Source organism: Streptomyces lucensis JCM 4490 (genome assembly GCF_014650035.1).
Lineage (GTDB): Bacteria > Actinomycetota > Actinomycetes > Streptomycetales > Streptomycetaceae > Streptomyces > Streptomyces lucensis.
The window spans coordinates 109,725-127,818 of record NZ_BMUE01000004.1 but is presented as its reverse complement, the minus strand read 5'-3'; the positions used below and the strand labels follow the sequence as shown (position 1 = coordinate 127,818).

Annotated in this window: 24 protein-coding genes; 14 read left to right on the top strand and 10 right to left on the bottom strand. The window is 73.8% G+C overall.

All coding sequences use genetic code 11. The features are described from left to right. Nucleotides 1-121 precede the first annotated feature (121 nt). Complete coding sequence (locus tag IE177_RS11780; protein WP_190015213.1) at nucleotides 122-1,000, top strand: alpha/beta fold hydrolase; 879 nt, start codon at nucleotides 122-124, stop codon at nucleotides 998-1,000. A gap of 260 nt (nucleotides 1,001-1,260) precedes the next feature. Here the strand turns inward: IE177_RS11780 and IE177_RS11775 are convergent, their stop codons facing one another. Continuing rightward, entirely contained in the window at nucleotides 1,261-1,917 is a 657-nt protein-coding gene (locus tag IE177_RS11775) for an HAD family hydrolase (protein WP_190015212.1), read from the bottom strand. 17 nt (nucleotides 1,918-1,934) lie between these two features. Further along, nucleotides 1,935-3,008: a PHP domain-containing protein gene (locus IE177_RS11770; protein ID WP_190015211.1), complete on the bottom strand. Its 1,074-nt coding sequence runs from the start codon at nucleotides 3,006-3,008 to the stop codon at nucleotides 1,935-1,937. A gap of 380 nt (nucleotides 3,009-3,388) precedes the next feature. Between IE177_RS11770 and IE177_RS11765 the strand changes: the two genes are divergently transcribed. From IE177_RS11765 to IE177_RS11755, 3 genes are read left to right on the top strand one after another with little or no spacing between them, the layout of a single operon-like run. Next, nucleotides 3,389-4,198 (top strand): SDR family oxidoreductase, encoded by an 810-nt coding sequence (locus IE177_RS11765; protein ID WP_190015210.1) that lies wholly within the window; start codon nucleotides 3,389-3,391, stop codon nucleotides 4,196-4,198. Nucleotides 4,199-4,202: 4 nt separating this feature from the next. Continuing rightward, nucleotides 4,203-5,228 carry a DNA topoisomerase IB gene (locus IE177_RS11760; protein WP_190015209.1) on the top strand — a complete coding sequence of 342 codons (1,026 nt, stop codon included), beginning with the start codon at nucleotides 4,203-4,205 and terminating at the stop codon, nucleotides 5,226-5,228. A gap of 35 nt (nucleotides 5,229-5,263) precedes the next feature. Beyond that, on the top strand, nucleotides 5,264-5,509 hold the full coding sequence (locus IE177_RS11755; RefSeq protein WP_190015208.1) for a hypothetical protein: 246 nt from the start codon (nucleotides 5,264-5,266) through the stop codon (nucleotides 5,507-5,509). Between the two features lie 9 nt (nucleotides 5,510-5,518). Here the strand turns inward: IE177_RS11755 and IE177_RS11750 are convergent, their stop codons facing one another. Both IE177_RS11750 and IE177_RS11745 read right to left on the bottom strand, forming a co-directional pair. Beyond that, the gene (locus tag IE177_RS11750) at nucleotides 5,519-6,751 is read right to left on the bottom strand and encodes an RICIN domain-containing protein (RefSeq protein ID WP_190015207.1); all 1,233 of its coding nucleotides are present in this window, start codon (nucleotides 6,749-6,751) and stop codon (nucleotides 5,519-5,521) included. A gap of 95 nt (nucleotides 6,752-6,846) precedes the next feature. Beyond that, nucleotides 6,847-7,404 carry a VanZ family protein gene (locus IE177_RS11745; protein ID WP_190015206.1) on the bottom strand — a complete coding sequence of 186 codons (558 nt, stop codon included), beginning with the start codon at nucleotides 7,402-7,404 and terminating at the stop codon, nucleotides 6,847-6,849. Nucleotides 7,405-7,644: 240 nt separating this feature from the next. Between IE177_RS11745 and IE177_RS11740 the strand changes: the two genes are divergently transcribed. Genes IE177_RS11740 through IE177_RS11715 form a run of 6 tightly spaced genes read left to right on the top strand, consistent with a single transcriptional unit; the run spans nucleotide 7,645 to nucleotide 11,431 of the window. Then, nucleotides 7,645-7,839: a hypothetical protein gene (locus IE177_RS11740; RefSeq protein ID WP_190015205.1), complete on the top strand. Its 195-nt coding sequence runs from the start codon at nucleotides 7,645-7,647 to the stop codon at nucleotides 7,837-7,839. Then, nucleotides 7,836-8,288: an MrpF/PhaF family protein gene (locus IE177_RS11735; protein WP_190015204.1), complete on the top strand. Its 453-nt coding sequence runs from the start codon at nucleotides 7,836-7,838 to the stop codon at nucleotides 8,286-8,288. Before IE177_RS11740 ends, IE177_RS11735 begins: the two co-directional genes overlap by 4 nt. Nucleotides 8,289-8,303: 15 nt before the next feature. Continuing rightward, nucleotides 8,304-8,564, top strand: a complete 261-nt coding sequence (locus IE177_RS11730; protein ID WP_190015203.1) for a Na(+)/H(+) antiporter subunit B — start codon at nucleotides 8,304-8,306, stop codon at nucleotides 8,562-8,564. Next, nucleotides 8,561-9,298 carry an MnhB domain-containing protein gene (locus IE177_RS11725; RefSeq protein ID WP_190015202.1) on the top strand — a complete coding sequence of 246 codons (738 nt, stop codon included), beginning with the start codon at nucleotides 8,561-8,563 and terminating at the stop codon, nucleotides 9,296-9,298. Before IE177_RS11730 ends, IE177_RS11725 begins: the two co-directional genes overlap by 4 nt. Nucleotides 9,299-9,308: 10 nt before the next feature. Further along, entirely contained in the window at nucleotides 9,309-9,656 is a 348-nt protein-coding gene (locus IE177_RS11720) for a sodium:proton antiporter (RefSeq protein ID WP_190015201.1), read from the top strand. After that, nucleotides 9,656-11,431 carry a complex I subunit 5 family protein gene (locus IE177_RS11715; RefSeq protein ID WP_190015200.1) on the top strand — a complete coding sequence of 592 codons (1,776 nt, stop codon included), beginning with the start codon at nucleotides 9,656-9,658 and terminating at the stop codon, nucleotides 11,429-11,431. Before IE177_RS11720 ends, IE177_RS11715 begins: the two co-directional genes overlap by 1 nt. On the opposite strand, the gene IE177_RS11710 is transcribed toward IE177_RS11715, so the two are convergent. The 3 genes from IE177_RS11710 to IE177_RS11700 form a co-directional block, all read right to left on the bottom strand. Beyond that, nucleotides 11,432-12,082 (bottom strand): DUF4230 domain-containing protein, encoded by a 651-nt coding sequence (locus IE177_RS11710; RefSeq protein WP_190015199.1) that lies wholly within the window; start codon nucleotides 12,080-12,082, stop codon nucleotides 11,432-11,434. Nucleotides 12,083-12,203: 121 nt separating this feature from the next. Beyond that, nucleotides 12,204-12,584 carry an anti-sigma factor antagonist gene (locus IE177_RS11705; RefSeq protein ID WP_190015198.1) on the bottom strand — a complete coding sequence of 127 codons (381 nt, stop codon included), beginning with the start codon at nucleotides 12,582-12,584 and terminating at the stop codon, nucleotides 12,204-12,206. A gap of 189 nt (nucleotides 12,585-12,773) precedes the next feature. Beyond that, complete coding sequence (locus IE177_RS11700; RefSeq protein WP_190015197.1) at nucleotides 12,774-13,724, bottom strand: NADP-dependent oxidoreductase; 951 nt, start codon at nucleotides 13,722-13,724, stop codon at nucleotides 12,774-12,776. A 71-nt stretch (nucleotides 13,725-13,795) separates the two neighbouring features. Between IE177_RS11700 and IE177_RS11695 the strand changes: the two genes are divergently transcribed. Both IE177_RS11695 and IE177_RS11690 read left to right on the top strand, forming a co-directional pair. Further along, nucleotides 13,796-14,764 carry a GlxA family transcriptional regulator gene (locus IE177_RS11695; RefSeq protein ID WP_229816013.1) on the top strand — a complete coding sequence of 323 codons (969 nt, stop codon included), beginning with the start codon at nucleotides 13,796-13,798 and terminating at the stop codon, nucleotides 14,762-14,764. 60 nt (nucleotides 14,765-14,824) lie between these two features. After that, complete coding sequence (locus IE177_RS11690) at nucleotides 14,825-15,670, top strand: hypothetical protein (RefSeq protein WP_190015196.1); 846 nt, start codon at nucleotides 14,825-14,827, stop codon at nucleotides 15,668-15,670. Between the two features lie 5 nt (nucleotides 15,671-15,675). Here IE177_RS11690 and IE177_RS11685 read toward each other — a convergent pair whose 3' ends face one another. Both IE177_RS11685 and IE177_RS11680 read right to left on the bottom strand, forming a co-directional pair. Continuing rightward, a complete protein-coding gene (locus IE177_RS11685; protein WP_190015195.1) occupies nucleotides 15,676-16,281 on the bottom strand; it encodes a TetR/AcrR family transcriptional regulator in 606 nt (201 codons plus the stop codon). Continuing rightward, complete coding sequence (locus IE177_RS11680; protein WP_190015194.1) at nucleotides 16,278-16,640, bottom strand: DUF1304 domain-containing protein; 363 nt, start codon at nucleotides 16,638-16,640, stop codon at nucleotides 16,278-16,280. Before IE177_RS11680 ends, IE177_RS11685 begins: the two co-directional genes overlap by 4 nt. Before the next feature lie 198 nt (nucleotides 16,641-16,838). Here IE177_RS11680 and IE177_RS11675 point away from each other — a divergent pair, with 198 nt between their 5' ends. Beyond that, the gene (locus tag IE177_RS11675) at nucleotides 16,839-17,303 is read left to right on the top strand and encodes a pyridoxamine 5'-phosphate oxidase family protein (protein WP_190015193.1); all 465 of its coding nucleotides are present in this window, start codon (nucleotides 16,839-16,841) and stop codon (nucleotides 17,301-17,303) included. Nucleotides 17,304-17,354: 51 nt separating this feature from the next. After that, the gene (locus tag IE177_RS11670) at nucleotides 17,355-17,747 is read left to right on the top strand and encodes a VOC family protein (protein WP_190015192.1); all 393 of its coding nucleotides are present in this window, start codon (nucleotides 17,355-17,357) and stop codon (nucleotides 17,745-17,747) included. 36 nt (nucleotides 17,748-17,783) lie between these two features. Here IE177_RS11670 and IE177_RS11665 read toward each other — a convergent pair whose 3' ends face one another. Then, the gene (locus IE177_RS11665; RefSeq protein WP_190015191.1) at nucleotides 17,784-18,086 is read right to left on the bottom strand and encodes a DUF4235 domain-containing protein; all 303 of its coding nucleotides are present in this window, start codon (nucleotides 18,084-18,086) and stop codon (nucleotides 17,784-17,786) included. Nucleotides 18,087-18,094 lie beyond the last annotated feature (8 nt).

The window sequence follows — 18,094 nt, the reverse complement described above, 5'->3', positions numbered from 1 at the left end:
CACGGGCACACGCGGCATGACGTCAGCGGTAATCGACCGGCCGGGCGCGGCGGGGAAACATCGGGGGTGCCGAGAACGACGGACGACCGTCCGGCCGAACCCGACCGAGGAGGCCTTCCCCATGCCGTACTTCGAGAGCCCCGTAGACGGAACCCGCCTGTACTACGCCGACCACGGCCCCGCCGACGGGCCCGTCGCGGTCTTCGTCGCCAGCTCCTACCTGGGCCACGAGATGTGGGAGTACCAGACGCTGCCGCTCGCGGAGGCCGGGTACCGCTGCGTCGCCGTGGACCGGCGGGGCCACGGACGCTCCGACGACGTCTGGTCCGGCTACGACCTCGACACCCTCGCCGACGACCTCAACGGCCTGCTCGACCACCTCGACCTGCGCGGGGCCACCCTCATCGGGCACTCCGTCGGCACCGCCGAGGTGGTGCGCTCCCTCACCCGCCACGGCAGCGCCCGCGTGGACCGCGTCGCCCTCGTCGCCGGGGTCAGCCCCGGTGTCGTCCGATCGCCGAACCTCCCCGAGGGCATCGACCCGGCGGCCGTGCGCGCCGACGACGAGCTGTTCCGGCGTGACCGGCCCGCCTGGTTCAACGCGACCGCGGACGACTTCTTCGCCGTCCAGCGCCCCGGCAACGACGTCTCCCCGGCCTACGTCCACCACCTGATCGACCGCTGCCTGGTCGCCACCCCCCGCGCCTCGGACGGCATCCGGGCCGTCGTCGCGGCCCTGGACCTCACCGAGGAGCTGCCTGCGCTGGACGTCCCGGTGCTCGTCGTGCACGGCAGCCACGACGTCTTCGCGCCCCTCGCCCTGACCGGCGAGCGTGCGGCACTGCTCGTGCCCGACGCGGTCCTCAAGGTGTACGAGAACGGCGGGCACGGCCTGTTCGCCACGCACGCCGGCCTGCTCACGGCCGATCTGCGGGAGTTCCTCGAGTCCGGACGGGCGTCGGACACCGCCGCCCGCCAGGCCGCCGTGGCGGGCCGGTGAGGAGGGGCGGGCATGTGGAAAGCCCCGGCCGTGACGGGGGAATCACGGCCGGGGCGGCCAGTGGGTGGGCGCGGACGGCGGTCGCCTCTCGGCGAGGGGCTCCACAGGGCTTCAGCCGGACGATCGTCCCTGTGGGCGAATGGTGAGGCCCGGGGACACTGTCCCGTCCGCACCCACGGTTGGTTTAACGGGCAACCACCTTGTGGTGTTCCACGCCGTCGCGTGACCTGTATCACCCAGGGTGCCACTTCCGGGGCCACTCAGCCCAGCGGGCTGCCGTCCAGCCGGGCCAGCAGGTCGGCGGGGTCGGCGTACACCGCCTCCGCCCCCGCCTCCTCGAGGTCGGCACGGGGGATCCCGCCGCAGAGCACGCCCGCACAGCGGACCCCGGCCTTGCCGCCGGCCCGCATGTCCCACACCGTGTCCCCGACGAACACCGCCCGCGACGCCGGCACCCCGGCCAGCTCCAGAGCGTGCTCCACGGGCTCCGGCGCGGGTTTGCCCCGCTCGACGTCCTCCGCGCTCGCGGTCGCCGCGATGGCGTCGTCCGCGTCGATCGCCCGGCGCAGCGCGCCCAGCTCGGCGCCGCTCGCCGAGGTCGCGAGGACGACCGTCCAGCCGTTCCGGTGCAGCCGCCGCAGCAGCTCCCCGGCCTGCGGCAGAGCGGGGAGCCGGTCGAAGTACTGGCCGTAGAGCGCCTTGTGCGCCGCGCTCAGCTCCGCGTCCCGCTCCTCGTCCCGGTCGTCCCCGAGCAGGTGCGCGACCAGGTCGCCGGAACTGAGGCCGACGGCCCGGTGCACGGCGTGCATGGGCACGTCGTGGCCGGCCTGCCGGAACGCCTCCCACCAGGTGACGACATGCAGGTGATTGGTGTCGACGAGGGTTCCGTCGACATCGAAGACGGCGGCACGGTCCATCCGGGATCCCTTCTCTCTCACTCCGCCGACCGGGTACCACGCCCGGCGCCCGCCACGCGTTCCGGTGTGCGGCCCTCACGCGTCCAGCCCAGCAGCTCGTCCGCGGACCACGTGGTCACCACCCGCTCGGCCGGCACCCCGCACTCCTCGGCGCGCGCGCAGCCGAGGAGCTGCCAGTCCAGCTGGCCGGGCGCGTGCGCGTCGGTGTCGACCGAGAACAGCACACCCGCCGCCACCGCCTTGCGGAGCAGGCGCCGGGGCGGGTCGAGCCGCTCCGGGCGGCTGTTGATCTCCACGGCCGTACCGGACTCGGCGCACGCGGCGAACACCTCGTCCGCGTCGAACTGCGACTCCGGCCGCCCCCGGCCCGTGACCAGGCGGCCGGTGCAGTGCCCGAGGACGTCGGCGTGCGGGTCGCGGACGGCGGCCACCATCCGGCGGGTCATGGACCGGGCGTCCATCCGCAGCTTGGAGTGCACCGACACCACGACCACGTCCAGCCGCTCCAGCAGTTCCGGCTCCTGGTCCAGCGAGCCGTCGTCGAGGATGTCGCACTCGATGCCGGTGAGCAGCCGGAACGGCGCCCACCGCTCGTTCAGCTCCGCCACCACCGCCAGCTGTTCGCGCAGCCGCTGCGGGGACAGGCCGCGGGCGACCGTCAGCCGGGGGGAGTGGTCGGTGAGGACGGCCCACTCGTGGCCGAGGCCGGCCGCGGCCCGTCCCATCTCCTCGATCGGGCTGCCTCCGTCGGACCAGTCCGAGTGGGTGTGGCAGTCCCCGCGGATCAGCGCGCGCAGCTCGGATCCGGTTCCCGGGCCGGGGGCGGTGCGGGTCTTCTCCGCCTCCTCCTCCAGCTTGCGCAGGTATCCGGGCGTCTCGCCGGCCAGGGCCTCGTGCACCACCTGGGCGGTCTTGGGGCCGACCCCCTTCAGCGACTCCAGCGTGCCGGCTGCCGCCCGCTCGGCGGTCTCGCCCTCGGGCAGCGCGGCGAGTGTGCGGGCGGCGGTACGGAAGGCCCGGACCCGGTAGGTGGGCGCCAGGGCGCGCTCCAGCAGGAAGGCGATGCGGTTCAGGGCGGCTACGGGGTCCATGGGTACAGGGTTTCCCAGCGGGGTGCTGCCTGCATGGTGGCGGGTGGTGCGGGCGTCTGTGGGGGCGGGCTGGGGTGGTGGTCCGGTACGGGTGGGGGGTGGCTGGTCGCGCAGTTCCCCGCGCCCCTGAGGGGGGTGGTTGGGGTGGTGGTCCGGTGCGGGTGGGTGGCTGGTCGCGCAGTTCCCCGCGCCCCTGGAGGGAGTGGTTGGTCGCGCAGATTCCCGCGCCCCTGGAGGGGGCTGGTCGCGCGGTTCGGTGTGGCTCTGGAGGTGGTGGTCGGTCGTGTGGTTCGCCGCGTTTCTGGAGGGGGTGGTTTGTCGGGGGGTGGCCGGGGTACTGCGGGGAGTCGTTCCGGCGGGTGTTTCTGAGGAGGGGTTTCGTGTCCGTGTCCGATGGCGGCCGCCGCCGTGCGGCCATCGTCACCGGTGCCGATTCCGGGATCGGCCGGGCCACCGCCGTGCGGCTGGCCGAGGCGGGCCTGGACGTGGGGATCACCTGGCACTCCGACGAGAAGGGTGCCGAGGAGACCGCGCGGGAGATCCGGGAGAAGGGGCGCCGGGCCGCCGTCGCGCGGCTCGACCTCACCCGGCTGCCGGAGGCCGCCGACACCGTCGACGAGCTGTGCGGCGAGCTCGGCCGCGTCGACGTCCTGGTCAACAACGCCGGTACGGGCACCATGACCCCCTACCTGGACCTGACCCTGGAGGACGTGCGCCGGGTCCTCGACGTCGACCTCGTCGGCCCGTTCCTGTGCGGGCAGCGGGCGGCCCGGCACATGATCCGGCAGGGAGACGGCGGCAGGATCGTCAACGTCACCTCCGTGCACGAGCACCAGCCCCGGGTCGGCGCGGCCCCGTACTGCGCGGCCAAGGGCGGGCTCGGCCTGCTCACCCAGGTGATGGCCCTGGAGCTTGCCGAGTACGGCATCACCGTGAACGCGGTCGCGCCCGGCGAGATCGCCACCCCGATGACCGGCCAGGAGGACACCGACGTGCACGCCGAGGAGCGTCCCGGCGTACCGCTCGGACGGCCCGGCGACGCGCGGGAGGTGGCCGCGGTGATCGCCTTCCTGGCGGGCCCGGACGCCTCCTACGTCACCGGCGCCTCGTGGAGCGTCGACGGCGGCATGCTCCGCATGGGCCCGCAGGCCGGCTCCCACCTGACCAGCCACGACTGGCGCCGTCCCTGAGACCGTGCGGCTGCGTACGAGTTCCTGCGACGGGCCCGGCTACCGGCGCGTCCGCTGCGGCCGGGGCTTCCGCTACACCGACGTCGACGGCGAACCCCTCACCGACCCCGGGGAGGTCGCCCGCGTCCGCGCGCTGACCATCCCGCCCGCGTGGCGCGACGTGTGGATCTGCCCCTGGCCCAACGGCCACCTCCAGGCCGTCGGCACGGACGACGCCGGACGCCGTCAGTACCTGTACCACGAGCAGTTCCGGGCCGAGCAGGAGAAGGCCAAGCACGAGCACGTGCGGCAGGTCGCGCGCGCCCTGCCGGAACTGCGTGCCAAGGTGGCCGCCGACCTGGCCGGACGCGGGCTGAGCCGGGCCCGGGTCACCGCCTGCGCGGTCCGCCTGCTCGACCTCGGCTTCTTCCGCATCGGCAGCGACCGGCACACCCGCAACAGCGAGACCTACGGCCTGACGACCATGCTCCGCGAGCACGTCACCTGCGGCCGGGACGCGATCACCTTCAGCTTCCCGGCCAAGGGCGGTGTCGACATGGTGCGCGCCCTCGTCGACGACGAGGCGCAGGCCGTCACCCGCGCCCTGCTGCGCCGCGCCCGCGGCGGCGACCGCTTCCTCGCCTTCCACGAGGGCGGCGACTGGCACGATCTGCACGGCGACGACCTCAACGAGGCGCTGCGCCGGCTGTCCGGCACCGACGTCACGGCCAAGGACTTCCGCACCTGGCACGCCACCGTGCTCGCCGCGGTGGCGGTCGCCGTGGCCGCCGACGCCGCCCGCTCGACCGAGACGTCCCGGCGCCGGCAGATCACCCGCGCCGTCCGCGAGGTGAGCCACTACCTCGGCAACACCCCGGCGGTGTGCCGGGCCTCCTACATCGATCCCACGGTCTTCGAGCTGTTCGAACGGGACGTGACCATCGCCCCCGTGCTCACGCGGCTGGGCGAGCACGGGGACTTCGGGCGGCCCGCCACCCAGGGGGCCGTCGAGGCGGCCGTCCTCGATCTCCTGGACGGCTCCCGTGGATGAGCCGTCGGCTCGCGTGGCGTTCTACGCTGAGTTGCATGACCGAACAAGCAGCTCCCCACATCTCCCATCCGCGTGTGCTGGTGCTCGGCGTGTGCCCGGGCAGGACCGGCGAGCCGCCCTTCAGGATCATGGAGATCGACGGTCAGGTGGTCGGCGAGGCCAGGAGCGTCACCGACGTGCTGGAGGCCGCGGCCTCCCACGGCATCACCATCCACGACCTGGACGACCCGGACGTCGTCCGCTTCGTGGGCGGCGACAAGTACACCTGGAGGGTGCGCTGAGCCGACTTCTCAGCCGACGGTCCACTTCTGGTTGGCGCCGCCCGTGCAGGTCCAGATCTGCAGCCGCGTCCCGTTGGCCGAGCTGTTCCCCGTCACGTCGAGACACTTGTCCGCCTGCGGGTTGACGATGTCGTGCGCCCCGGTGACGGTCCACTTCTGGTTGGGGCCCCCGGTGCAGTCCCACAGCTGGACGGCCGAACCGTCCGCCGTGCCGTTGCCCGTCACGTCCAGGCACTTGCCGAGCGCCCTCAGCGTGCCGTCCGGGCCGGCCGTCCACGCCTGCGCGCCGGTGCCGTTGCAGTCGTAGAGCTGGACGGGGGTGCCGTTCGCGGGGTTCGCGCCGGCCACGTCCACGCACTTGCCCGCGAGGCCCCGGATCGGGGCCCCGGCCGCTCCGGTGCCCGTGGTCACCGACACCGAGTCGACCACCAGCTGCTGCGGGAACCGCGTGGAGCCGTCCGGGTCGCCGGGCCAGTAGCCGCCGACGGCCAGGTTCAGGATGAGGAAGAACGGCTTGTTGAACACCCAGGTCCGGCCGCCCAGGTCGGCGGGCGTGCGCCGCTGGTAGACGTTCCCGTCCACCGACCAGGTGATCGAGTCGGGCGCCCAGTCGACGGCGAAGGTGTGGAAGGCGTCGGCGAACGCCTGCCCGTTCGGCAGCGAGTAACCCGCGCCGATGCCGCCCGAGCCGGAGTAGCCGGGGCCGTGGATGGTGCCGTGCACGGCCGAGGGCTCGAAGCCGACGTTCTCCATCACGTCGATCTCGCCGGAGTCCGGCCAGTTGACCGGGGTGCCGAGCATCCAGAACGCCGGCCACATGCCCTGCCCGCGCGGGATCTTCATCCGGGCCTCGACATGGCCGTACTGCGCGTGGAACTTCCCGGCCGTGTTCAGCCGGGCCGAGGTGTACTGGCAGCTGCCGTACCAGCACTGGTAGCCGGCCGGGTTCTCCTTGCGGGCCGTGATCACCAGGTGCCCCTGGCCGTCCAGTGCCGCGTTCCTCGTGCCCGAGGTGTAGTACTGCCGCTCGTGGTTGTTGACGTTGTCGCCCGTCTCCAGCGTCCACTTCGAGGGGTCGGCGCCCGAGCCCGCGGGCCCGTCGAAGGTGTCGGAGAAGGTGGTGACGGCCGCGGCGGCCGGGGCGGCGCCCTGCGCCCGCGCCGGGCCGACGGCCGCGGAGCCGATCAGCGCGGCGGACAGGGCGGCGAGCAGACATCTGCGCAGCAGGCGTGGGGAGGCCATGGCTCTCCGTTCGGCGTGGGGGGATGAGACGCCTCTTGATTTAAGGAGTGAGGTAAGGGCGCGTCAATACTCCGGTACAGATCCGTTGCTGACGTTCACTCAGTCACCGGCTCGCCGGTGCGCCGGTGGACCCCGCGCCCCAGCCGGCGTCCCAGGAGGAGCCAGCCGACGAGCGCACCGGTGGTGTTGAGGATGACGTCGTCGATGTCGAAGGCCCGTCCGGTGACCAGCGCGCCCTGCGCCAGCTCCACCATCAGCATCACCAGCGCCGTCAGGGCCAGCACCCGGAGCAGTCCGCGGGCGCGCGGGGCGAGCACCGGCACCAGCACCCCGAACGGCACGCCGAGCAGCACGTTCCCGCCGAGCTGCTTCACGGCGTCCCGGAACGGCGCCTGCTCCAGGTAGGCCCGCAGGGAGCGGCCCGGGTGCAGGTTGCTGTGGGTCAGCGACGCCGAGGCCGGGGACGGCTGCAGGGTGAGCCGTGCCAGGATCACCGCGAAGGCCACCATGAAGGCGAAGGCGACCAGCATCGCGAGCAGCCGGACGGGGAGCGGCAGTGCGTGCCGGCCGGCCGGCACGCCCTCCTCCCCGGCCGGCTCCCGCTTCCTGGGGGCGCGCAACACGGCGGGCAGGCGCAGGGCGGTACGGCTCATCGGTCCTCCAGACCTCAACTTCCGGCTGTCGTGCAGCGGTTACCCGGCATGCGCCGCCGGATGCCGCCGGCCGGACGGCGCCGGGGAGCGCCGCCGGTTTCCGTTCACGCTCCCGGGGCACTCCGGTGGCGGCCCCGCGTGCCGCCGCCCTGCCACGGGCCCGGCGGTGCTTGGATGCCCCGAGCGGCGAAACGGAACAGAACACCGCACACGTCATGGAACGGGCCGAGGAGGTGGCGCATGACCCGGCACACCGCCCCGCGCACGGTCCTCCTCGCCGCCGGGGAACTCCTGGCCTGGTGGGCCGGTCTGGCGATGCTGTGGCTGGTGCTCATCACGACGGTCGACACCCTGGAGCGGATCGTCGGCGCGAGCTGCGCCGCCGTGGGCGCGCTGCTGGCCCGGGCCGGCCGGCGGGCGGTGACCTGGCGGTGAACGGCTGGATCCTCGCGGCGACCGTCGAGCTGGCCGGGGGAGGGGCGGCCGCCCTGTGGGGCGTGACCACCGGCCCGACCGGGCGGCGGGTGATCGCGCAGAACCTGGCCACCTCCGCACTCTGCCCGGCGCTGCTGCTCCTCTCCCAGGGCTACGGCCGCCCCTCCTACGTCGACCTCGCCCTGCTGCTGGCCCTGCTGGGCCCGGTCGGCACCCTCGTCTTCGCGCGGCTGCTCGCCGCGGAACTGGAGCGCGAACGGCCCAGCGCCTGGGCGCTGACCTGGGCGGCTGCCGGCCTCGGCGCGGTGGTCGTGGCCGCGGTGTGCGCCGCGACCGCGCCCGGCCGGGCCACGGTGAAGCTGCTGGTCGTCGGCGCCCTGCTGATCGGCGGCAACGTCATCGCGTCACGGGCGCTGTCGGGCGGCTTCCAGGGGGTGCGCGGTGGCTGACCGGGGAGGTGCGCCGTGTCCGACGCGGTGATCGTCGTGGCCCTGCTGCTGGTGGCCGCCTGCGCCACCGCTGCCGTCGCCCAGCGCGACCCCGCCCGCCAGGCACTCGTGCTGTCCGTGCTCGGGCTCTTCCTCGCCGTGCTCTTCACCGTCCTGCAGGCACCGGACGTCGGCCTGTCCCAGCTCGCCGTCGGGTCCGCGCTGACACCGCTGCTGATCATGCTGTCGGTCCGCAGGACCCGGCGCCGCGGCCGGACGAAGGAGGGTCCGGAGTGAACCGGCTGCGGCTGTGGCTGCTGGCCGTCGGCGGCGCCGGCCTGACCGCCCTGCTGGTCGCCGCCTGCCCGGGCCTGCCGCGCTTCGGCGGCCGGTCGCATCCGTACGGCGAGCGGGCCGTGCGCGCCTCGCTCGACCGGCACACCGCCAACACCGTCGCCTCCGTCAACTTCGACCAGCGCGCCTACGACACCCTCGGCGAGATGAGCATCCTGTTCGCCGCCGTCCTCGGCTGCGTGGTGCTGCTGCGCCAGGCCCGGGACGAGCACCGGGCGCGCCCCGAACCGGCCGCCGTGGCCCGGCCGGTCCGCCGCTACGCGCTGATCGTGCTGCCCGTCGCCCTGGTCACCGGCCTGTACGTCGTCGCCCACGGCCAGCTCAGCCCGGGCGGCGGCTTCCAGGGCGGGGTCGTCGCCGCGACCGCCCTGCACCTGCTCTACCTCGGCGCCGACTACGGCGCGCTCGAACGCGTCCGTCCACTGGCCGTCTACGAGACCTCCGACGCGCTGGCCGTCTGCGCCTACCTGGTGCTGGGCCTCGCCGGAGTCCTGGCCGGCACCGCTTTCCTGGCCAACACGCTGCTGCCGTACGGCACCTTCAACACGCTGTCCTCCGGCGGCGCCGTCCCGCTGCTGAACGCGGCCATCGGCATGGAGGTGGCGAGCGCGGTCGTGGTCCTCCTCGCCACCTTCCTCGACCAGGCCGTCGAGATCGAGGAGAAGCAGGGGAGCTGACGACACCGTGATGCAGATCCTTCCGTACCTGGTCGCCGCCTACGTCTTCCTGGTGGGCTGCTACGGCCTCGCCACCAGCCGCAATCTGATCCACACCGTCGGCTGCCTGTCCGTCTGCCAGGCGGCCACCTACGTGCTGCTGCTGGCCGTCGGCTACCGCGACGGCGCGACCGCCCCCGTCTTCTCCGACGTCGAGCCGGGATCCCGGCCGGTGGTGGATCCGGTGGTGCAGGCCCTCACCCTCACCGACGTCGTCGTCGGCGCGACCGTGACCGCGCTGCTGCTCGCCCTGGTCCTGCAGGTCGCCAAACGGCACGGCACCGTCGACCCCGACGAACTCAGGGAGCTGCGGGGCTGATGCACCACCTGCTTCCGCTCCTCGCCGCCCTCCCGCTGCTCGGGGCCGCCCTGCTGGTGGTCACCGGGCGGCATCTGCCCAGGGCCGCCGCCGAGACCACCGGGCTGGTCTTCTCCGGTGGCACGGCAGCCCTGGCCCTCGTACTCACGCTGAACTCCTCGCCCCCCATGGTCGAGTGGGTCGGCGGCTGGCTGCCCGTCGACGGCGAGAGTGTCGGCATCGTCGTGGTGGGGGACGGCCCCGCGCTCGGCATGGCCGCGCTGGTGTCGCTGCTGACCGTCGCGGCCCTCGCCTACTCCTGGCGCTACTTCGCCGAGCCCCCGCCCGGTCATCCCGGCGCGTTCACCGCGCTGATGCTGGTCTTCCAGGGCGCCATGTGCGGGTTCGCGCTCGCCGGCGACCTGTTCAACGCGTTCGTGTTCTTCGAGCTGATGAGCGTGGTGGCCTACGCGCTGACCGGCTACCGCATCGACGAGGCCAGGGCCGTCCAGGGCGCCCTGACCTTCGGCGTGGTCAACTCACTGGGCGCGTACGCCATGCTGATGGGCATCGGCCTGCTGTACGCCCGTACCGGTGAGCTGGCCATGACGAAGATCGGGCGGGGTCTCGACACGGCCGCGGCCGGGCACGGCGGACCGGACGGGCTGGTGCTCGCCTCCTTCGTGCTGGTCCTGACCGGACTGCTGGTGAAGGCGGCCGCCGTTCCCTTCCACTTCTGGCTCCCGGACGCGCACGCCGTCGCGCCCACCCCCGTGTGCATGCTGCTGTCCGGAGTGATGGTGGAGCTCGGCGTCTACGGCGTCTGGCGGGTGTACGGCACCGTGTTCGCCGGCCCCGGCGGCATCCCCGCCGCCGACCTGACCAGGGCGCTGGTCACGCTCGGCACCGTGACGGCCGCCGTCGGCGCCGTCATGTGCTGGTACCAGCGGCACATCAAACGGCTGCTCGCCTACTCCACTGTCGCCCACACCGGTCTGTTCCTCGTCGCGCTCGGCGTCCTCACCCCCGAGGGCGACGACGGGATCGCCCTGTACGTGGTGGGGCACGCCGGGGTGAAGGCCGCGCTGTTCGCCTGCGCGGGCATCCTGCTGGACCGGTACGGCAGCGTCGACGAGCACGAGCTGCACGGCAGGGCGCGCGAACTGCCCGGTGTCGCGGTCATGTTCGCCGTCGGCGCGGTGGGCCTGGCCGGCCTGCCGCCGTTCGGCACCGCGCTCGGCAAGGGGGTCGCCGAGGAGGCGGTCGGCGGCCCCCTCACCGTGGTGTACGTGGCCGCCTCCGCGATCACCGCGGGCGCCGTCCTGCGGATCACCGCCCGGGTGTTCCTGGGCCTGGGACCCCGCCCGCGGGACGCCCGGTCCGACCTGGAGACCAGCGGTACGGGTGAGCGGCCCGAGACCTCCGGCCCGCTGCGCCGGATCCCGGACACCATGCGGACGGTGCCCGCCGTGCTGCTCGCCGCTGCCTTCGCCGTCGGCGTGGTCCCCGCTTTCGGCGGCCTGGTCGCCCGCTCCGTCAACGAGGCGGGATCGGGCGGCGCCCACGCCTCGGTGCGCTGGACGGCGCACGGGATCCTGCTGGGCCTGGCCTCCACCGCGCTGGCCGCCGCGCTGGCCGCCCTGGCCGTGACCCGCCCGCGCTGGGTGGCAGCGCCAGGCTGGGCCGTGCCCCTCAGGCGCCTGCAGTCGGGGCACGTCGGCGACTACGTGGCCTGGCTGCTGATGGGCGTCACGGTGCTCGGGGCACTGGCCCTGCCGGGAGTGCTCGGCGGCTGATCAGGCGCCGTAACGGATGTGCACCTCCGTGAACCCGAGGGAGCGCAGCAGGCCCTGGAGCATGCTCGTGGTGTTGCTCTCGGCCCGGGCGGTCAGCCCGCTGCTCCTGGCCGCGGTCCCGATGTGCCGGACGGCGAGCTTCTGCACGGCCTGCTCACTGCCCGGGTTGTCGGAGAACAGATCGCCGAGCCGGTCCAGCAGACCGCGCTGCTTGGACACGGCGTAGGAGTGGTCGGGGTCGAGGGCCGGCCTGCCGAGCCGCGCGTGCGGCAGCCGGATGGTGGCGGACGTGCGGCCGCCGTTCACCCGTACGTCCTTCTCGCCGACCCGGCCCAGGTCGACGTACGCGTCCACGGTGCCCGAGCCGACGTACAGGGTGCGGGTGCCGCGGATCGCGTCGGGCAGGAACTTCGCGTCCTTGTCCAGGTCCACCACGACCTGGAAGTTGCCCGACGCGGCGTCGTAACGGCTCATGTCCTGGATGGACTTCAGCAGCGCAGGTCCGGAGCGGTCATGCGTCTCGGTGCCGAACAGGTCCTTGATGCCCGGCAGTACGGCCAGCCGGATGCCGGCGAACAGCACGGCGAGCACCAGCACGAACGCGCCCACGGCCTTGGCCCAGCCGGGCAGCTGTCTCGGGGAAGTCGTCATCGCGACGGTCCTCCTTCCTGCTGTCCGGATTCCCGCCAACCGCTTCGGCAGACAGATGAGTTGACCCGGGTGGGCAGGGGGCCGGCCCGGGCCGGGCCACGGGACCGTCAGGAAGGCGGCGTCACAGCGAGCCGGACGGGGCCCCGGCACCGGCCAGGGCCGCGTCCGGTGTCGGGTACGGCGGCAGCAGCCGGGTCAGGCCGGTCAGGCGGAAGACGCGCAGGGTCAGGGGGTGGGTGCACACCAGGTGCAGCCGGCCGCCGCGCTCCAGGACACGGGTACGGGCCCGGTGGAGCAGCCGCAGCCCCGAGCAGTCGAAGAACTCCACCGGCCGCAGGTCGATCACGATCCGGGCGCCGGCCCGTTGGGTGACCCGGTCCAGTGAGGAGCCGATCTCCGCCGCCGCGGCGATGTCGATCTCACCCCGGAACTCCAGCACCGTGTAGCCGCGGTGCTCGTGCACCCGTAGATGCCGGGTGAGCGCTGCGGGCTCGTCACGCACGACGGCATCACCTCCCACCCGCGCCCGGACATCGGTTCCCCGACCGTCAAGTTACCCTCGATGGAAGGAATTTGAGCATGTTCGATTGACATATGTCTTCAGGTTTGACGCGTGTCGTGACAAGGGCCGGACAACACCGGGCGGGTGACACGGACCGGCGCCGCGGCCCGTGTCACCCGCCGGCACCGGTCAGTCGGCCAGCAGCACCAGCTTGCCCGTCGTCCGGCCGGTGTCGCCCAGCTCGTGCGCCTTGGCGGCGTCGGCCAGCGCGAACGTCCCGGCGATCGTCGCCCTGAGCCTGCCGGACTCGGCCAGCTCCGCGATCGCCCGCATCCCGGCGCGGTCGGCGTCGACCAGCATCCGCACCGCCCGCACGCCGAGCCGTTCGGCCTCGGTGTGGAACTCCTCGGAGCCCACCGGCAGGATCGAGACCACGACGCCGCCGGGCCGCAGCACGCGCAGGGACCGCACGGACGTCTCCCCGCCGAGCGTGTCCAGGACGACGTCCACGTCCCGCACGGCCTCCGTCACGTCGGTGGCGTGGTAGTCGATCGCCTCGTCCACGCCGATCTCGCGCAGGAAGCCGTGCTTGCCCGCGCTCGCCGTGCCGATCACGTACGCGCCGCGCGCCTTGGCGATCTGCACCGCCACGTGCCCGACCCCGCCGGCCGCCGCGTGGATCAGCACCCGCTGCCCGGGCCGCACGTCGGCGTGCTCGGTCAGCGCCTGCCAGGCGGTCAGGGACACCAGCGGCAGCGCGCCCGCCTGGATGTGGTCGATCGAGGCCGGCTTGTGCGTCAGGGCGCGCACCGGGGCGATCACGTACTCGGCGTGCGAGCCGTGGCCGAAGGGGTAGGGAAGCATGCCGAAGACCTCGTCCCCGGGCCGGAAGGCGGCGACGCCGATCCCCGTCTCCGCGACCTCGCCGGACACGTCCCAGCCGAGGACGAACGGCGGCTCGCCCAGGAAGCCGCCGTTGGCCCGGTGCTTCCAGTCGGTGGGGTTCACCCCGGCGGCCCGCACCCGGACCAGCACCTCGTTCGGACGCGGCCGCGGCCGCTCCACCTCCACCTCCCGCAGCACCTCGGGACCGCCGAGGACGTTCTGGCTGATGACTCGCATGGTGTTCACATCGCTCATGGTCACCCAGCCTGCCGGGGGCCGCGCGGCAGGGAAATGGCAGGATTGCCAACCTTCGATAGGATCGTGCCATGCCCGACATGCAGCTGCTCACCCGTCGGCCGGAGCGGGTGGTCGTCCTGGCCCTCGACGGCGTCTACCCCTTCGAGCTGGGTATCCCCAGCCGCATATTCGGCGCGGCCGACGGTCACTATGAGGTGCTGACCTGCACGGTCGACGGCCGACCGGTGCGGACCAACGCCGACTTCACCATCGGAGTCGCACACGGCCCCGAGATCCTGGAGACCGCCGACACGGTGGTCGTCACCTCCGTGCCGCCCGCCCGGCTCCCCGCCGAGCTGCCGGACGAGGTCGCCGCCGCGCTCGCCCGCATCCCCGCAGAGGCCCGGATCGTGTCCATCTGCACGGCCGCCTTCGTGCTGGCCGCGGCCGGTCTGCTCGACGGCCGCAGGGCGACCACGCACTGGCAGGTCGCCGACCTGTTCCGCCGCCGCTACCCGCGGGTGGACCTCGACCCGGACGTCCTCTTCGTCGACGACGGCCGCATCCTCACCTCGGCCGGCGCCGCCTCCGGCGTGGACATCTGCCTGCACATCGTGCGCACCGACCACGGCAGCGAACTGGCCAACGCCGTCGCCCGCCGCTGTGTCGTCCCGCCGTTCCGCGACGGCGGACAGGCCCAGTACATCGAGCAGCCGGTCCCGGTCAGCGGCGCCGCGAGCACGGCCGGCACCCGCGCCTGGGCCATGGAGCGACTGTCCGACCCGCTCACCCTGGCGGACCTCGCCGGACACGCCCGGATGAGCCTGCGCACCTTCGCCCGCCGCTTCAACGACGAGGTGGGACTCAGCCCCGGCCGCTGGCTGATCCAGCAGCGCGTGGCCCGCGCCCGGCACCTGCTGGAGTCCAGCGACCTGCCCGTCGACCGGATCGCCGCCGAGGTCGGCTTCGCCACCGGCGCCTCGCTGCGCCAGCACCTGCACGCGACGATCGGGGTGTCACCGCAGACGTACCGGCGCACCTTCCAGCGGGCCCGCTGAACGTTCCGCCCCGGCCCGGCGTCGAAGGACCGCACAGGACACGGGAGAACAGGGGCGGAGATGCGCAGAGTGCTGGTGACGGTGGCCGTGCTGACGGCTGTGGCGGTGGCGGGGTGCGACGACGGCGACCGGCCGGACCTGGTGCTGAAGGGAACCCCGCCGGCGACGCCCTACAGCGGTCCGCTGCACCTGCCCACCAGGAACGTCGACGGCGGCGGGCCCCGGGCACTGCGCCTGGCCGCCGGGGCCGCCGGCCGGGCGCTGGAGTGCGACGGGGAGATCTTCGACGGCGCCGGACCCGACCGGTGGAACGCCTCCGACGGCGGTGACACACCGGAGGAGGGGCTGGCCCTCTACTTCGACATGTCCCAGCCGGAGCTGCCCGGTCACGGCTACCGCGTGGAGCGCAGGGAGGCGGACCGGGTCCTGTACTCCTACGACGTGGGCGGCCGCACCAAGGTGGCCGTCGTGGTGGCCAAGGACCAGAAGGACCGGCCCGGTTGGGGCCCCGAGACGGACGCCTCCTGCGACCCGGCCGAGCTGCCCGAGAGCTTCACGGCCACCACCGGCTGGCAGATCTGGACCGACGGCGCGGGCCGCCGGGTCCCCGTGAGCAGGCTGAGCGGCAGCGCGGGATCCGAGCACTGCGGCTGGGCGTCCGCCTCGTTCCTCACCCTGGACGACCGCACCTACGCCCGCGACCCCGCGGGCGTGCTCGCCGGGGACGGCCTGCTCACGGCGCCGTACCGCGGCAGGGTCCGCATCCCCGCCGGCGCCCGCGACACCGGGTACCACCGTGACGGCCGGCGGCTGTGGCTGACGGACGACAGGGCGACCGCCTACGTCCGCACGGCAGGCGGCGTGGAGGCGTGGCCGGCGCTGAAGGAGGCCGTCGGCTGCGACTGAGCCGGTCACCGGCTGCGGTGCAGGGCGACCAGCAACTGCCACACCTGGTCGGCCACTTCGGCCGGTCCGGCGTCCAGCAGCCCGTGCAGCCAGTCGGCGAGCACCCCCGCGAAGGTCGCCGCCACGGCCGACGCGACCAGGGGGGCGTCCGCGGCGCCCGCCAGCTCCCGCTCGGCCAGGCTGCGGGCCCGCAGGTCCCGGTGCAGGACCCGGCCGAGCGGCCCCCCGCCACCCGGGGACAGCAGGGAGCGGTACAGGCCCGCGTGCGGGGCGAGGCTCGCGAAGAACTCCCGGAGCGCGGGTGGGGCGTCGACCGGATCGGGGCGCCCGCGCCAGGCGTGCAGCGCGTCCACCGCCTGCCGTACGACGTCCGCGCACGCGTCGACCGCGAGCGCCTCCAGGCCGTCGTAGTGGACGTAGAAGGTCGCCCGGCCGACGCCTGCCCGGCGCACCAGCGCGGCCACGCCCACCTGTTCCAGGGGGCGTTCGGCGCACTCCGCGAGGAGCGCATGCCGCAGCCGGGCCCGGGTGCGCGCGGCCCGCGCGTCCTCGGGCGGGGTGCGGGGGCCGTCGGGCGTGGCGCGCGGCGCCTCGGGCGGGGTCCCGGTCATCGCGCGATCAGCACCGCGGCCAGGGCCAGCGCGCCGGGCAGCGCCTGGGCGAACAGGATGCGGCGACTGGCGGTGACCGCCCCGAAGACGCCCGCCACCACCACGCAGGACAGGAAGAACACCCGCGCGGCGAACCCGGTGGGGTCCGCCGCGGCCAGCCCCCCTACCAGGCCGGCCGCGAGGAACCCGTTGTAGAGCCCCTGGTTGGCGGCCAGCGGAGCCGTCGCGCGGGCCAGCTCGGGGGCGAACCCGTGCAGCGCGCGCCCCGGCCTGCTCTGCCACAGGAACATCTCCAGCACCAGGATGTACACGTGCAGGGCGGCCACCAGGCCGACCAGGACGTTCGCCACGATCACCATGACCGGCGGACCTCACTCTCTTGGACAGGTGTCCAGCATAACGGGACACCTGTCCAGGAGGAACCGCGCCGGCCCGTCATCTCCGGCGGACACGCCTCGTCGCGTTCCGGCCCGGCGGCGATCAATCCCGGTCACACTGGAGGCGTCCGCGCGACACACCCGGGGCATCGACGACCAGCGACCAGGAGGCCGTACGCCATGACCGCAGCGCCCGCCCGCACCGCAGAACAGCGCAAGAAGGACACCCTGCACCGGCTGGAGCACGACGTCGACGCCTGGGTCGCCACCGCCGGTCCCGACGGCGGCGCCCCGCACCTCGTGCCGCTGTCCTTCGTGTGGGACGGCGCCACGCTGCTGATCGCCACTCCCGCTCAGAGCCCCACCGGCCGCAACCTCGTGGCCACCGGCACCGCCCGCGTCGGCATCGGCCCGACCCGGGACGTCGTCATGATCGAGGGCACCGTCCGGGCGGTGACCCCGGAGGACCTGCCCGAGGAGGACGCCGAGGTGTTCGCGGGGAAGACCGGCTTCGACCCCCGCCGGCTCGCCACCCGCTATCTGTACTTCAACGTCACTCCGCGGCGCGTCCAGGCCTGGCGCGAGGAGAACGAGCTGCGGGGGCGGGAGTTGATGCGCGACGGGCGGTGGCTGCTCGCCGACTGAATCCGGCGGCCCGGGATATCCGCAGCTGAAAGGAGAACCCCGGGAGGAAGCATGACACTGGTCAAAGCGGGCGTGGTCGTACTGGACTGCGCCGAGCCGGAGAAACTCGCCGCCTTCTACAAGGAGTTGCTGGAGGGCGAACAGACGGACGCGTCCGCCAACCTCGTGGAGATCCGCGGCGCCGACGGGGTCCGGCTGGCCTTCCGCCGGGACGTCAACGCGACCCCGCCCAGCTGGCCGCGCCCGGAGAACTCGCTCCAGGCCCACCTGGAGTTCCTGGTCGACGACCTGGACGAGGCCGAGCGCCGGATCGTGGGGCTCGGCGGGCGGCCCCTGGAGACGAGGGACCCGGCGGGGCCGTACGAGGAACGCGGGTACGCCGACCCCGCCGGGCACTCCTTCACCCTGCGCCTGGTCCCGACGAGGGCGCCCAAGCAGGGCTGAGGCCCGTGCGGGACGGGCCCCGCAGGACGCGGAGCATCAGTCCCGGCCGCCCTTCTCGCTCGCCGGCCAGACACCCGTGGACCGCGCGATGGCCTTGGCGCCCGTGCGGTCCACGGCACTGCGCACCACCGCGAAGATCGCGCCCTGGACCGCCGCGGCCAGGAGGATCTCTCCCCAGCCGCGGTCCGGGTCCAGGGCGTCGGGCGCGTCCTCCTCGTGCCGGATCGCCATCCACGCCTTGCGGAAGGCCATGCCGGCCAGTGCGCCGCCCGCCCAGCTGAGCACGAAACCGACCGGCTGGTAGACGAGCGGGAGCTTCTTCTTCTTGTTCTTGGCCATGTCTGACT